Below are 14,152 nucleotides of genomic sequence, written 5' to 3' on the forward strand. Positions count from 1 at the left end.
CCCTCGATCAGGGCTGTTCAAAGAAGCGCTGCAAGCCGTCGGCAATCGCCGTCGCAGCCTTGGTCCGCACCGCTTCCTGATTAAGCAGCTTTTCTTCCTCCGGATTGGAGATGAACATCATTTCCACCAAGACGGCCGGCATGGTCGTTTCCCTCAGCACGGCAAAGTTGGCGCCCTTGATCCCGATATCGCGGCGTCCCAAGGCAGCGACCAGCGATTGCTGGACCATGCCGGCCATTCGCATACGCATCCCTTCCCCCTGCCGCGATTCATCGTCTTTATAAAAATAATAGGTGGTCGTGCCGCCCGTTTCCGGAACAGTATGGGAATCGCAATGGATGCTCACATACAGGTCGGCCTTGGCATTGTTGGCCTTGTCGGCGCGAAATTTCAGGTCATTATCGGAGCGGATGACCTGATCGGCCGTCCTCGTCAGGATCACATTGACTCCTCTCGCCTTGAGGATGTCGGCGAGCCGGCGTCCCACGTCCAGGGTGATGTCTTTTTCGCGCGTGCCATTGGACCCTTTGGCGCCATCATCGATGACGTTCCATTTTACATTGACGTTTCCATGGCCGGGATCGATGACAATCGTTTTTCCCGAGAGGAGGGCAGCCACCGGCCGGGTGGACGCCGTTCCCGGCGTGCCGCGGCTGGGCGTAACACCATTCGATCCGGCGACGCCAGTCGTTCCGGCAGCAGGGGCCTGGGTCGAAAACAGCCACGATGCAGACCATCCGGCAACCTGGCCCTTTTGCGCCAGTTGATACCACCCATCCCGAACCTGAAGGAGATCAAAACTTTCACCGGCTGGAACCGTTCTTATCACATCATATGCCATCCCAGGACCGTTGCGGATATTAACAGGCGATAGGGCTGTCGCATTCCAGGCCCGCAGGTCCTTCTGGATCACAGGTTTCTGTTGCTGATTGATCATGGTTGTGCCTAAAACCGGATTCACAGACGCCGAAACAGGTTTTTCCGCTCCGGAGACAGCATTTACGGACCCCGAAAGGGGAACGGCCGGACCGGCAGCTGATGGAACGGTCTGAGAAAGTGCAGGCGCAACAGGGTCGGAAGGGGCAGAGGTCGTAGGAGTGACGAGCGCAATCAGCCAATCGGCAATCCATCCCGCTCGACCGTCAGGTAGACTGACCCGGGTCCAACCGCTTTGACTCTCCATGGCGGTAAGCCGTTGTCCCTTGTTCACGGTCGTTATAATGGAGTAATTTGTCCCTGGTCCGGTACGGACGTTGACAACCTGTCCCTCGACCGTGACTGTAAAAGCGCTGCTGTTTACACCCTGACCGGACTGCAGTGAAGCGGCAGAACCGGAAAGGTTGGGGGCGGGCGCCGCCAACACCGTCGTTGGAGAGTATATGAGGGCGCTCACGGCAGCGGTCAGCAGGCAACAGACCACCAGCTTGTGTCTTGCTTGTTTCATTGGTTCCTCCACATCTCACTGGACTGTCCTCTTCCCGTATTGTAAAACGTTTTCGCCCCCCTGCCCAGCCTTTGTGCCATTGTCTGAGAACTTTGTCCAGTCGAATTTTATTTAAAAGACGCAGCCGGCTCTCCTTTGGTTGCAGTTTCCCATCTTGAAGATAGGAAAAACGCCCGGCGCTGCGAGAGGCCGAACGTTTTTCCCTCATCTAAATTGTCTTTTAATTGTTTTTCTTCTCCGTCGCATTGGCCCCGTTCGCAGCGCCGGCGCCCTTTTGCATTTCGCCGGAAGCCTTATGCGCCGTTTCCCCCTCGTTGGCGATCATCGAATTTTTCCTTGCCATCGCCTGAGATACGTCCATATGGCCGGCCAGCGTCTCAATCTTTTTCCCCTCTACGAGGAGCTGCACCTTTTGAACTGCCTGGAACTGTGTGAGCGTGTTGACGATGGAGTACACCGTCAATGCTTCGCTGGCCGACCCTCCCTGATGGTTCTTTTGCAGTTCCTTGCTCAGGTTGACCGTGCAGAGCCCTTCCTTGTTGATATTGATATCGATCAGCCGCGTGCCCGTGGGGATTGTGGGCAGCGCGCCTGAATGAATGACGGGGCCCTTGATCAGTTCGTTCACCGCCGCTTTGGCGATACTCCCCGTTTTGGAAATCGACCGTTTTTCTACGACCAGATTCTGTCCTTTGGCGTCAGCGAAATAGAGCATGATCGCCTGTTCCGGTCCGGGCGGGGGCTCCACCGTGGCTGTCCCGTCGACCGGCAGGGCCTGTCCCTGTGTTACAGTCTGTTCGTTTTTGACCAACTGTTCGTTTTTCGCGGCGCCCGTCTCCTTGGCCTTAAAATCGTCCTTCATGGAGATGAAGCGATCGACGGCCGAGCATCCGCCCAGACCGAATGCGATAACCAGGGCCGTCACCACCAGGATAATGCCGGCCGACCAACTGCGCTCCCTGTCCATCTGTTGATCCTCCTTATTCATTTATTTTCTGATCAATAGATATGGACAGGATTGGCTAACTATTCCATTTTTTTCAAATCGCCGCAACCCTCGATTGGCTTTTTTAGTGATGCATTCCCGAGAGGGCAGCCATGCCCAACGCCCCCACAATCGCGCCGGTGAAAGCCCAGTGAGGCGAGCGCTTGCTCGCTTCCGGCCACAGTTCGTCCCAGACCAGATACACCATGGCGCCCCCGGCTAAGGCGAGCAACTGGGCGATCGACTTCGTCGACAGCGCCAGGAGGCCGAATCCGAGCAGGGTGCCCAAAGGGGTGAAAAAGGCCATGACCATGGTGAGTCCGATGATTTTCCAGGGCGCCATGCCGCTCATGCGCAGCGGCGCCGCCGTGGCGACCCCTTCGGGGATGTTATGCAAACCGATGGACAGCGCCACGACCCAGCCTAGGTGGCTCTCTGCCGCCGTTCCGGCGGCGATGGCGATGCCCTCAGGAAAGTCATGCAAGGAGATGCCCAGGGCGATGAGGTAGCCCATCTTGCGCAGGGGTCCCGCCTGTCTCCCCCGCTTTGATGAAAGGGCAAACTGGGTCAACAGCACGTCACAAAGAGCGATGAGCAGGGCGCCCAGGCAAAAGCCGGTGACAACCGACCAGGGGCCTCCCCAATTCCAGGCTGATGGGAGCAGATCCAGAGCAACGACGCTGAGCATGACCCCGGCGGCGAAGCCGAGGAGCACACTCAGGGTCCGCGCGCCTAATGAACCAAGCATCAATACGCATAAGGCCCCACCAGTCGTAGCCAAGCCGGCGATCAGACTGATCCCCAATATGGGCCAGATCAGACCGGGTAAAAGGTCTGTCATGGGCTATCCGTCCTTCCTCTGCCTCCGCTTTTTCACCAATGGCGGTCGCAATCGATTTTCATTCTTGATTATAATCAAAGTCCAAAAAGGAAAGAACAGTGCAAAGCCACAAAAAAACGCTTCCCCGGAGGGATGCGCTACATAGGAAGTTCCCTTTCTACTGTATGCCGCTGTCGCCGAAGTGGCAGGCGCTAAAGGTGTTTTGCCGTGAAAAAAGACCCTGGCCCATAATCGCCATAGCAGCGGGGCAAACTGAAGGCGGAGGTCGTCTGCCATTTTTCACCTGAGCAACAGTCGCACGAACATCATACTGATCCTGTCCGGATTGTCGACCGGTCTCATCAACGGTCTCATCGGCATCGGCGGCGGGACGATCGTCATCCCTACCATGGTCTTCCTGCTCGGCGTCGCCCAGCACCAGGCTCATGGGACCTCGCTCGCCGTCATCCTGCCAACCTCCGTGGCCAGCGCCTTCGTCTACTGGTGGAAGGGGCATCTTTCCTGGTCGCTCTTCTGGCCCATCGTGCTGACAGGGGTGGCCGGCGCCTATCTGGGCGCGCGGCTGATGAACCGCCTTTCCCCCGAGCGCCTGCGCCAGTTGCTTGGCATCGTCATGATCGCGGCTGGGGTGCGGCTGCTATGGAAATGATCACCCTGTCGGTCATCGGCTTCTTCAGCGGCATCCTCAGCGGTCTTGCCGTCGGCGGCGGCACATTGCTCGTCCCTGCCTTGATCCTGGTGCTCGATGTGCCGCAGCACCAGGCCCAGGCGCTGGCGCTGACCACCTTTCTTCCCATGTCCGCCGTTGCGCTGGCAACCCACTTCAAGAACGGCAATGTGCGGCCAAAACTGGCTTTCCTGCTCGCCTTAGGCGCGATCAGCGGCGCCATCGGCGGCGCGCTGCTGGCCTCCCACCTGCCCGGCCCACTCCTGCGGAAAATCTTCGGTCTCTTTCTGGTGGGGATGGGCGGGTATGAGATTGTATCGAAGCCCAAAAAGGCCAAATAGCGGCAAAAGGCCTATATTTCATCTCTTTTTGGACATGCCAAGGATCTTCGCTTCTTGATGGCTTACCCTCAACGCAAGCAGATCCAATAGATTTCCCTGGTCTTCCTGTGTCTCACGAATGTCGTCGATGGAAGCCTGCGTCTGGACGGCGATGACTTTCAAACTGTCTATATCTCGCCGCATCACATTCATATCCTGGCGCATCACATTCATATCCTGCCGCAGTGCATCGATATCCTGACGCATAACGCCCATTTCCTGTTTCATGAGGTCAACATCCTGCCGCAGCTCTTCGACGGCAGCATTGGTATTCCCCACGATCCGAACCAGATCGGCCACCATTTGTGTCAGTTGGGCCTGTCCATCCTTCAAGGACTTTAATTCCTGTAAAATCCGCTCGTCCGCCATGAGTACCCTCCCCTTTCACGCAAGAACACGCTTAAAACATTTTCCCCAGGTCGAAGAGCCAAAACCCCTCGGGATGCCACTCGCCCGCCAGCCCCCCGAGATGGGCCGGCGGTTTTTCATAGGGCCAGATCAGATAGCCCGCCCCTTCGGCACGAACCCCTGCCAGGTACTCAGCACTGCACTCCTCCGGAGGGATAAACCAGCCGAAGCGACGGCTGTAATAAAGGCTGCGCGGAGATTCCTCGGCGATAACGAGCAACGCCTCTGCCGGAGTGATCTGTTCCAGCGCCCGACCCACCTTCAGCACCTTATCGTCCAACTGGTACCAGCGCTCATAGGTCCAAGGCTGGTAGCGCAGCCAACGTTCCGGCAAGAGGCGCTGGAAGGAGGCGGAAACCAGAAAAGACCCCCCAACCAGGACGAGCAGCGCCAGGCTGGCGGCGGTGGCGCTGCGGAGCAAACCCCTTTGACCGACCGTCAGCCGCTCCGTCGAAAGACCGACAAGAATCGCTGCCAAGGGAACGGCCGGAAGGAAATAATACTGGAGATTATTCAGCACATGACTGCCGGCCAGCAGGAAGAACCCGGCCAACCCAGCCATCCAGGCAACGATCCAGAGTCGTTCCTTGAAAAAGAGGCCGCGCAACAGGCCCAACAAGGCAGGCAGCACGAAAACAGGCGTACAGACGAAGAAGAAAATCCCGCGCCCCACATCGCCGTACCAGTCCGCCGGAATCCCCTCCTGCCAGAGCCGTTCCGTAAAAGAGGCGGCGATTCCAGACACAAAGGGATGCTCGGCGATCCCGTGGATGGACAGGAGATAGATCAGCAATGCCGCAAAGGGCGTGATCAGGTAGGCCAGTCCCACCGCAAGGCTGTACGACCGTCGTGAACGATAGGCGGACCACCACCAGAGGGAGAGGGGCAGATAGACGATCGCCGCCGGCGGCTTGACGAGCACGGCTAGAGTCAGCCAGATGCATCCCCGGCGGGCATGAGAGAGTGAACCCTCCCTGGACCAGACGAGAAAATCAGCGAGGGCGGCCAGCGACAAGGCGAGCATGGGCACATCAGGCTGAAAGGAACGGGAGAAGTACACATAGAATGGCTGGACGGCCATGGTCAGGGCAGCGACCAGCCCCGGCCAGAGACCCCAGAAATGGGCGCCGATCCGGTAGACAGACACCAGCGACCAGAGGGAAAAGAGGATGATCACCGTTCGAGCCACCCAGGGCGCTTCCCCGAATATGTAATACAACCCCGCCGTGAGCGCGGGGACCAGCGAAAACTCCAGTTCGGCATAGTTGGGCGGCGCGCCATAATAAGGCAACTGGGGGCGCAGGAGATTGAACTCCCGCTCATAAAAGTAGCGGGCCACGGCAGCCGTATCACCCTGACGCCAGCCATGAAAATCGACAAAGGGCGAATCGATCCCCTTTAGCCGGAGCAACAGGCCTATCAGGCAGACAGCGACCAGCGCCCAGGGCGCGAATCCCCGCCAGGCGCTGCCGCGATTCCGCTTCAACTCTGTGCGACCATAACGACGCCGAAACAAATCACCAGCACCCCACCGATTCGAATCAGGTTCACCGGTTCACCCAGGAAAGCCCAGGAGGCAAAGAGGACGATCACGTAACCCAGGCTGACCATCGGATAGGCCAGGCTGAGTTGCACCTTCGACACCGAAATAATCCAGAGCAGTGAACTGATACCGAAAACCAAAAGCCCCCCCAAAAGGAGGGGATTTTTCAGCATCTGCATAATCACCTGCGGCGCCACTTCGAGAATCGGTCCCGTCCGAATATCGAGCCGATTGGCGCCCATCTTGAGCAGCACCTGGCCGACCGCTCCCAGGGCGACTGCCAGCAGGATCAGATAAATCCCGTTACCCAAGCCGTTCTTCATGCAGAATCTCCAATCTCGACACTTTCCGGGCTAGGAAGAAGTACTGCAGCACCGTTTCCAGCACCGGCATCTTGCTCTGCCCGGCTTTGCGGTCATAACGAAGCACCAGGGGCACCTCGCCAAAGCGCAGGTTCAACATCCTCATCTTTAATAATATCTCGGCCATGCATTGAAAGCCACTGGCCTCGATAAAATTTTCTCCGAACCGGTCAAAGGCGCGCTGCAACGCGCCGATGCGGTAGGCCCGGTAACCGGACGAGTAGTCCCGGACACCATCGATGCCGAAGATCCAGCCGAGCAGCGTCGACGCTCCCCAGGAAAGGATGCGGCGCAGCGGCGACAGCCCCACCTGCTCACCTCCCTGTTGGTACCTGGACGCGATCACCACATCGGCGCCCCTATCGATCTTCTCCAACATCTCGGGGATGTGGCCGGGGTCATGGGTGTCGTCAGCATCCATGGTGACGACCACATCACCGGCGGCGCCGTGGCTGCAAACATAGCGGAGGCCTGTGTTCATCGCGCAGCCCAGTCCCCGGTTCCGCCCATGCCGGACAACTGTCACTGACAACCGGTCCGCAAACCCTTCTGCCACCTCGGCAGTCTGATCGGCGGAACCGTCGTCAACCACGACAACCTGCAGTTTGGGATAGCGCGCCTGCAGGGGAATGAACTTTTCCAACAGCCTGGGCAACGCAGCAGCTTCATTATAAGCGGGCAAGAGCACAAACAGGGCCAACGCCCTCCTTCGAATCAAATCAGCACCTACAATCCCTCGGGGAGATAGCCATACATTTCCTTGAACACCCCGGAGACGACGCGCCTCTCTTCCTCATCAAACATGCGCGTGATCGAGAATTCGACAACCGTCGTCTGTTTGCCGTTCGGCAATGCGTGGAGCTCGCAGCGCTGGATGCGGCCGATGCCGATCGTTTCCTCGCGGTTCGTGACGATCAACACGGGCATGCCGACAGGGTACATGCGTCCGCCTTCGCGGGTAAAGCCGAGGATAATGTTGCCGTGGGTGCGTTTCCAGAGCAGTTGCTCGCCAGGGCTTTGGGACGGTTCCGACGGAAGTTCCTCCACCGGAAGCCGTAGGACCCAGGTGAACTCAAATGTATAGCCCAAAGAGGCATCCCTCCTCCATTTTCGACCCCATTCGCCACCATCTTTAGTATGTACATATTTCTGAAAAATTTCCAGGATAAGAACAGGTCGTTCCCACACAATAACATAAGATTGAGGTCAATAATAGTCGATCATCGGTAACAATCAATCAAAGGACCAGTAATCGACCATGAAAATGGCATTCTGTGGCTCGTCGCCCGGGGAGGAATGACGACAGCATTGGGCCGGATCACCTGTCTCAGCCAGTTGGAATTTGAACCCCTTCCCCACCAGATCGACGCCGCCTGGAGAGCCCTCTACCCTATGGGTGGCCGGGCGATCCTGGCCGACGAGGTGGGCCTGGGCAAAACGATCGAAGCAGGCATCTTCTTAAAAGAACTGCAGTTACGCGGCCAGTTGAATAAAACGCTCATCCTCACCCCCAAAAACCTGACCGGTCAATGGGCCAGCGAGATGCGCAACAAATTCGGCTTCCCCTGCTGGGTCAACAAGCGGGAGTACGGCTGGCACTGGCATCCCTTTGTGGTTACCTCCATCGATCTGGCGAAACGGTCGCCCCATGCCGACATCATCCGCGAGATCCCTTATGACGCCGTCATCATCGACGAGGCCCACCGGTTGAAAAACCCGCGTTCCAGCAACTATCAGTTTGTCCGCACCCTCAACACCAAGAACCTGCTTCTGCTGACGGCAACGCCGGTGCAGAACGACCTGAAGGAACTCTATCACCTGGTCGACTTGCTCCGGCCCGGTTATTTCGGCAACTTTGCCGACTTCCAATCCGCCTTCCTCCGGGGCAAACGAGAACCGAAAGACCCCCGGGAACTGCAAGACATCCTCTCGGGCGTTCTCATCCGCCACCACCGTGAAGAGTGCGCCGTCAAACTGCCGAAACGGCATGTCCACCTGCTCCCCATCGACCTGACCGAGCCGGAGCGGGAACTCTACAACGCCGTCATCCAGTACCTGCGCGGCGAATTCCAACGCCGCAAGGAGAGCCGCAAAAGCACCCTCGGCCTGCTCATCCTGCTCCGCGAGGTCTGTTCCAGCTCCTTTGCCGCCCTCGGCACCATTGAGCAAATGGGATTGCAGGAACTGGTGCCCCTGGCCCGCAGGGTCCGCCAAAATGCCAAGGGCCACGTTGTCACCGAATTCCTCAAGCAAAACCGCGAAAAGGTCGTCATCTTCACCGAGTACTTTCAGACCATGGACTATCTGGCCCTGCATCTGCAAGCGGCGGGCATCCCCGTTCTCGTCTACCACGGCGGCCTGGGCCGCTGGACCCGGGCGATGACCCAGCACCAGTTTCAAAAAAGCGACGTGCCCGTGCTGATCTCAACAGAGTCGGGCGGCGAGGGGATCAACCTGCAGTTTTGCAGCCAGGTGATCAACTACGACCTGCCCTGGAACCCCATGCGGGTCGAACAGCGCATCGGCCGCGTCCACCGCCTCGGACAGAGTCGCGACGTCCATGTCTACAACCTGAGCACCCGGGGCACCATCGAGGAACGCATGCTGGGCCTGCTCTCCGAGAAAATTGAGATGTTCGCCCAAACGATCGGCCCCATCGAGCGGATCCTCTACAGCCAAAAGGTCGAAGGAAACCTGGAGAAGCACGCCCTCGAATACCTCCTCGACCTGCAAGAGGAGATCACCCGGGAACAAGAAAAAGCGGCCCCAGCCGCTCCTGTCCCGCCGGAGTTTCAAGCAGTGCCGGCGCCCTTATTCTTTTTCTAAACAAAAGGGATTTCGCAACACTGCACAATCTCGCCTGGAAACAAAACTGTCCAGTTGAACGTAAACCTGGGTGTATTGGCCGAGTGAGCGGTTTGGGCGGAGCGGCGTCGAGAGCGCAGCAACCAAGCGAACAGCCGCGCAGCCCTTAGCGAGCGGAGCCAATACACCCCTGTTTACCACAAATGTTAGCCTATGACGAATGCCAGTTGCGAAACCCCTCGCCGAGAACTTCATGGACCTCGTTGACGATCATAAAGGCCCTCGGATCCAGTTCGTAGACGAGCGACTTCAGCCGCACCAGTTCGGAGCGGCTGACGACGCAGTAGAGGACATTTTTCTCGGCGTCCGTGTAGACACCGCGGGCATTGAATACGGTGGCGCCCCGCTCCAACTCTTCGAGGACCCGCTGGGCGATTTCCGTCGATTTTTCCGAGATGATCATGGCCGCCCGGGCGGTATAGGCGCCCTCCTGAACGAAGTCGATGATCCGGCTGGCCACGAAGACGGCCACCAGGGTGTACATGGCTACGGAGCGCCCGAAGATGAAGCCCACCGAGGTGATCACCACCACGTCAACCATGAAGAGGACCCGGCCCATGGGCCAGCCCCAGCGGTGGTTGACCATACGGGCGATGATATCGCCGCCGCCTGTCGAGCCGCCGAACAAAAAAATGACCCCCAGCCCGAGGCCGATGGCCGTCCCCCCGTACAGAGAAGCCAGCAGCAGGTCTCCGGGCATAGGGGATTGGAAGGCGCGAGTCAGGTCGACGCCGATGGATGCGACGGCAGTACCGAGGACCGTCTTGAGGGCAAACTCGGTGCCGAGCACCCGCCAGCCGATGACAAAGAGAGGGATGTTCATGATCAGGTAGGTCGAACCGACCGGCCAGCCGAAGAGGTAGTGCATCGTCAAGGCCACACCGGTCAGACCGCCCTCGGCCAAATGGTTGGCGATGATGAAGTAGTTCAGGCCAAAGGCGAAGATCAGCCCCCCGAGGGTGATGCCCAAGACATCCTTCAGCCAAGTGCGGATATCCTTCTTCAACTCTTCTCCGTCCTTCCATCCCCTGTTAGATTGCCCGGGATGGCGGCGTCTCAATCAGCGCAGCACGTCCTGGATAAAAATCGTCGTCTCCTTGATCATGTCATACTCTTTCGGCTCAACGAAGCGGTGTCGTTCCAGGAGCACCCGCACGACAGGGCGCATGGGGATGGACTTGTTCTGGTCGACGACGACGCCGATCTCGCCGGTGGAAAGGCGCACCGAGATGCCCGTAGGATACGTCGCCACATTTTTCAAGAAGAGCTGGACGAGGCTTAAATCGAGGTATCGGCCCGACAACCCCATCAGCACCTCGCAAGCCTGGTGGGGGGCCAGCGGCCTGGCGCCCATGGCGCCGTTGATCAGTTTGTCGTAAAGATCGACAATCGCCACGATCTTCCCGTATAGATGGATGTCGGGATCCTTGATCCCCCGGGGAAAGCCTGTGCCATCGATGCGTTCATGGTGCTGGTAGGCCACATGGGCGGCGACGATGCTCAGTTCCCCCGTCCGGCGGATGATATTGAAACCCTCTTCGGCGTGTTTTTCATAGATCTCCCGCTCCTCTTTGCCAAGACGGTCTTCACCCTTGTCCAGGATCTCTTTGGGCACCGTCGTCAGGCCTACATCGTGAAGCAGCGCCCCGACGGCCAGGTCCTGGAGACGGTGTCGATCGAGACTGCGGGCGATGCCGAGCATCGTCGCCATCACACAGACACAAACGCTATGGGGGAGCAGCCAGTTGTCCTTCGTCCGCATATCCATCAGGTTGACGAGGACGCCATGGCTGTTGAAACAATCCTCGATGACCGAATTGACCGAGTTCTTGATCTTTGCGCCGTCGAGCTTGCGGCCGGAGCGGACGTAATCGGTCGCATCCTTCAGGTTCTGCAGCGCCTCCCGTCGGGTCTCTTCACTGACGGCGTCTTCCACCTTCACATCCTGGAAACGGTCATCTTCGATATAAATCGCCGAGATGCCGAGATTTTTCAGTTTCGAGATGTAGCCAGCCGTCAACACAACCCCTTTGCCGAGCAGCACCTGTCCATCGGACGTAAAAATCGGCCGGGCCAATTTATCGCCGATTGTGACGAATTCAATACCCATCTGGCGCACTTTTCCGTTCCTCCCCACCGTGGTCTACGCGCCCAGAAACAGTTATTTCTGAACAAACAAGAGCAGTCTAATAAAAAGAAATAACCATAACGAGAATCAGTTTAGAAAAGAAAAGCGGTTTTCGTTCCGCACGAAAACCACTTTTGTTCCATAAAGTAATAAAATAAAACCGCTTAAGAAGCCGCGAACACCGTCGCGACGGGAACTTCCGCCGCTTCGGGCTCGCATTTTTCAATGATATAGGCCATTTCGCCGCTTTTGAGCAGGCAGGCGTTGGCCTCATCGGTATCCAGGTGAAATTCGAGAGCCATCGCATCGCCGGCGCGGACAAGCACATTTTGGAAAACGACGCTCCGCTCGCCGCCGAAAGCGACGGTGATACGGTCCTTGTCCTTCAGGTTGAGCGCCTCTGCTTCCGTCGAGTGGATGTGCAGGTGCCGCGAGGCTAGGATCACGCCTTCCTTGAGGATCACCGATCCCTTCGGCCCGATCAGAACGCAACCAGGAGAACCGGCCAGGTCGCCCGAATCGCGTACAGGCGGTTGGAGCCCGAGCACAAAAGCGTCGCTCCGGGAAACCTCCACCTGGGTCTGCTTGCGCGTCGGTCCCAAGACACGCACATTCGGGATGACCCCTTTCGCTCCGGCGACGATAAGCACCTCTTTGCAGGCATACTGGCCCGGCTGTTTCAGAGGCTTCATCTCCGTCAGCGAATACCCGGCCCCGAAGAGGGCCTCCACATCAGCCTGGGAAAGGTGGATGTGCCGGTTCGAGACGCCGACCGGTACTTGCACGGGTACATTGTATTTCATCGACGATCAAATCCTCCTTCCCCATACTTCAACGGGCATACACCCGCATATATTACACATTAATTATACTCAAGACCGCCGAAAGCCCGCAAGCAGATGGAACAAAAAACACTTATCACAATCGTCATAATAGCGGCAAAAGTCTGACTTCAAGGGCAAAAAGAAAAACCCTCCGCAGAGGGTCCTTCTTTGCCAGCAATTATTCGCAGCCGCAACCGCACCCGCAGGCGTCGTCACCCTTGTCGACGACCTTGTTCAGTTCTTCGATCAGTTTATCCACATCGATGCCGTGGGCCCGGGCGCCTTGCCCGATGTTTTCAAAGCGAGCCGCCGAGCAGCCCAGGCAGCTCATGCCGAAGCTCATGAAAACGGGGACCGTATTGGGAAACTTGGCCACACACTCGCCAATACCCATGGTTTCAGTGATCTTCATTTGGCAACACCTCCTTATGGGAGCTGTCCGTACCCCCTGAGGGGTATTATACATCAGGTTCCAACTTCATGCAATGACATGGCCCCGCAGCAAAAACCCCATTTTTATCGCCTTTTATCGCGCCTCGGTACAAGCATTCCCAAGTTTCTCCCGTTCATCACAAGGTCCGCCCCCTCGATCACAAGGAGGTTCTTGGTTACATTGTCGTCGTCTGGATCGCCTGGATCGACTGCTCCTCTGTGTCATCAATCTCAAAGACCTGATCCAACTTGGTCATCACAAAAATCTCATAGATAACAGGAATCAGGCAGGCAATCCGCAAGCGCCCCCCATGCTTGAGCGTCGTCTTCAAAATCGAAACAAGAAAGCCGAGACCGGTCGAATCGATGAAGTCGACGCCGCTGAAGGCAAGGACAAACTTCCGTTTCCCCTGTTCGATGCACTGGACAACATGGCCCCGAAAAGCGGCTGCCCCCAATGCGTCGAAACCGCCGGACAAGGTCAATACCTCCACGTCTCCGACGATCCGGGAATCGTAGCGTAGCATCCCATCCGTCCTCCTTTCCGACAAAAGGCGCAGGCTGACCTTCACCATAACGATTTCAGTGAAAGCAAAAACCACCGGAGGTAAAAAAACCCCACCGTTCAGGCGGGGGTGGCTGTTCATCGCTTCGTCGGTTAGGCTAAGCCTAGGGAACCGAGAATCAATTCAAGGGAACCCTCTTCCGGGATCAAGAATAAAGAACCGGCGATCTGCTGCCCTTCCCCGACAAACTCGGTGGCCAGCAACAGCGCGTGGTCGCCAACCTCGGCGATGGACGTGAGCACCACGCTGATGATAGCCGCAGCCATGTCGATGGCCAAGGCGGGCACAGACTGCTCGAAGGTCAGCCGCGTAAACATGGACAGCGCGCTGAGGTAGGTGCCAGCCAGGATGTTCCCCACCTCTTTGAGGGCCGATGTCTCCATCTCGCCGATCGCCTGGGTGGTACCGGCAGGAAAACCCATCAACATATCCACAAGCGCCTTCGCCGAATCGATGGGCAACACAAAGAGCAGATTCGCCGGCGCCTTGCCTTCCACCCGCAGGTAGACGCCTGCCACCAGGGTTTCCGGTCCGCCCATGTGGTCGGCCACGTGATCAAAGGGCACAACCCCCAGTGAGGGGACTTTCATGTCGATCGCTTTTTGGACCATCTGGGAGAGGGCCGTCGCCGAGTTGCCGGCGCCCACGTTCCCTACTTCCCGCAGGGCATCCATCTGCAAAGGGGTCAAACTCAAAAAATCCATGGC

17 protein-coding genes are annotated in these 14,152 nt (G+C 57.8%); 3 read left to right on the forward strand and 14 right to left on the reverse strand.

Annotation, left to right across the window (positions count from 1 at the left end; genetic code table 11):
- Positions 1–7: 7 nt before the first annotated feature.
- The 3 genes from GTO91_RS00690 to GTO91_RS00700 form a co-directional block, all read right to left on the reverse strand.
- Positions 8–1,444 carry an N-acetylmuramoyl-L-alanine amidase gene (locus tag GTO91_RS00690; RefSeq protein WP_161253310.1) on the reverse strand — a complete coding sequence of 479 codons (1,437 nt, stop codon included), beginning with the start codon at positions 1,442–1,444 and terminating at the stop codon, positions 8–10.
- A 220-nt stretch (positions 1,445–1,664) separates the two neighbouring features.
- Positions 1,665–2,411 carry a GerMN domain-containing protein gene (locus GTO91_RS00695; RefSeq protein ID WP_161253313.1) on the reverse strand — a complete coding sequence of 249 codons (747 nt, stop codon included), beginning with the start codon at positions 2,409–2,411 and terminating at the stop codon, positions 1,665–1,667.
- Positions 2,412–2,514: 103 nt separating this feature from the next.
- The gene (locus tag GTO91_RS00700) at positions 2,515–3,270 is read right to left on the reverse strand and encodes a ZIP family metal transporter (protein ID WP_161253316.1); all 756 of its coding nucleotides are present in this window, start codon (positions 3,268–3,270) and stop codon (positions 2,515–2,517) included.
- Positions 3,271–3,553: 283 nt separating this feature from the next.
- Between GTO91_RS00700 and GTO91_RS00705 the strand changes: the two genes are divergently transcribed.
- Both GTO91_RS00705 and GTO91_RS00710 read left to right on the forward strand, forming a co-directional pair.
- On the forward strand, positions 3,554–3,919 hold the full coding sequence (locus GTO91_RS00705; RefSeq protein ID WP_170294050.1) for a sulfite exporter TauE/SafE family protein: 366 nt from the start codon (positions 3,554–3,556) through the stop codon (positions 3,917–3,919).
- Positions 3,910–4,278 (forward strand): sulfite exporter TauE/SafE family protein, encoded by a 369-nt coding sequence (locus tag GTO91_RS00710; protein WP_161253319.1) that lies wholly within the window; start codon positions 3,910–3,912, stop codon positions 4,276–4,278. Before GTO91_RS00705 ends, GTO91_RS00710 begins: the two co-directional genes overlap by 10 nt.
- A gap of 18 nt (positions 4,279–4,296) precedes the next feature.
- On the opposite strand, the gene GTO91_RS00715 is transcribed toward GTO91_RS00710, so the two are convergent.
- From GTO91_RS00715 to GTO91_RS00735, 5 genes are read right to left on the reverse strand one after another with little or no spacing between them, the layout of a single operon-like run.
- A complete protein-coding gene (locus GTO91_RS00715) occupies positions 4,297–4,686 on the reverse strand; it encodes a hypothetical protein (protein ID WP_161253321.1) in 390 nt (129 codons plus the stop codon).
- Between the two features lie 31 nt (positions 4,687–4,717).
- Positions 4,718–6,241 carry an ArnT family glycosyltransferase gene (locus GTO91_RS00720; protein WP_161253325.1) on the reverse strand — a complete coding sequence of 508 codons (1,524 nt, stop codon included), beginning with the start codon at positions 6,239–6,241 and terminating at the stop codon, positions 4,718–4,720.
- Positions 6,208–6,591, reverse strand: a complete 384-nt coding sequence (locus tag GTO91_RS00725) for an EamA family transporter (protein ID WP_161253328.1) — start codon at positions 6,589–6,591, stop codon at positions 6,208–6,210. The genes GTO91_RS00720 and GTO91_RS00725 overlap by 34 nt, the downstream gene beginning before the upstream one ends.
- Positions 6,572–7,330: a glycosyltransferase family 2 protein gene (locus GTO91_RS00730; RefSeq protein ID WP_207708947.1), complete on the reverse strand. Its 759-nt coding sequence runs from the start codon at positions 7,328–7,330 to the stop codon at positions 6,572–6,574. Before GTO91_RS00730 ends, GTO91_RS00725 begins: the two co-directional genes overlap by 20 nt.
- A gap of 26 nt (positions 7,331–7,356) precedes the next feature.
- A complete protein-coding gene (locus tag GTO91_RS00735; RefSeq protein WP_161253331.1) occupies positions 7,357–7,719 on the reverse strand; it encodes a hypothetical protein in 363 nt (120 codons plus the stop codon).
- Between the two features lie 207 nt (positions 7,720–7,926).
- Here GTO91_RS00735 and GTO91_RS00740 point away from each other — a divergent pair, with 207 nt between their 5' ends.
- The gene (locus tag GTO91_RS00740) at positions 7,927–9,456 is read left to right on the forward strand and encodes a DEAD/DEAH box helicase (RefSeq protein ID WP_161253334.1); all 1,530 of its coding nucleotides are present in this window, start codon (positions 7,927–7,929) and stop codon (positions 9,454–9,456) included.
- Positions 9,457–9,646: 190 nt separating this feature from the next.
- On the opposite strand, the gene GTO91_RS00745 is transcribed toward GTO91_RS00740, so the two are convergent.
- The 6 genes from GTO91_RS00745 to GTO91_RS00770 all read right to left on the reverse strand — a co-directional run bounded on the left by GTO91_RS00745 (position 9,647) and on the right by GTO91_RS00770 (position 14,149).
- Positions 9,647–10,501 (reverse strand): YitT family protein, encoded by an 855-nt coding sequence (locus GTO91_RS00745; RefSeq protein ID WP_161253337.1) that lies wholly within the window; start codon positions 10,499–10,501, stop codon positions 9,647–9,649.
- 54 nt (positions 10,502–10,555) lie between these two features.
- The gene (locus tag GTO91_RS00750) at positions 10,556–11,605 is read right to left on the reverse strand and encodes an HD-GYP domain-containing protein (RefSeq protein ID WP_170294051.1); all 1,050 of its coding nucleotides are present in this window, start codon (positions 11,603–11,605) and stop codon (positions 10,556–10,558) included.
- Between the two features lie 182 nt (positions 11,606–11,787).
- Entirely contained in the window at positions 11,788–12,426 is a 639-nt protein-coding gene (gene pduL / locus GTO91_RS00755; protein ID WP_161253343.1) for a phosphate propanoyltransferase, read from the reverse strand.
- A 199-nt stretch (positions 12,427–12,625) separates the two neighbouring features.
- Positions 12,626–12,859 carry a DUF1858 domain-containing protein gene (locus GTO91_RS00760; protein ID WP_161253345.1) on the reverse strand — a complete coding sequence of 78 codons (234 nt, stop codon included), beginning with the start codon at positions 12,857–12,859 and terminating at the stop codon, positions 12,626–12,628.
- A gap of 196 nt (positions 12,860–13,055) precedes the next feature.
- On the reverse strand, positions 13,056–13,406 hold the full coding sequence (locus GTO91_RS00765; RefSeq protein WP_161253348.1) for an STAS domain-containing protein: 351 nt from the start codon (positions 13,404–13,406) through the stop codon (positions 13,056–13,058).
- 131 nt (positions 13,407–13,537) lie between these two features.
- Positions 13,538–14,149: a chemotaxis protein CheC gene (locus GTO91_RS00770; RefSeq protein ID WP_161253350.1), complete on the reverse strand. Its 612-nt coding sequence runs from the start codon at positions 14,147–14,149 to the stop codon at positions 13,538–13,540.
- Positions 14,150–14,152 lie beyond the last annotated feature (3 nt).

This window comes from Heliomicrobium undosum (assembly GCF_009877425.1).
In the GTDB taxonomy this organism is placed as follows: Bacteria; Bacillota; Desulfitobacteriia; order Heliobacteriales; family Heliobacteriaceae; genus Heliomicrobium; species Heliomicrobium undosum.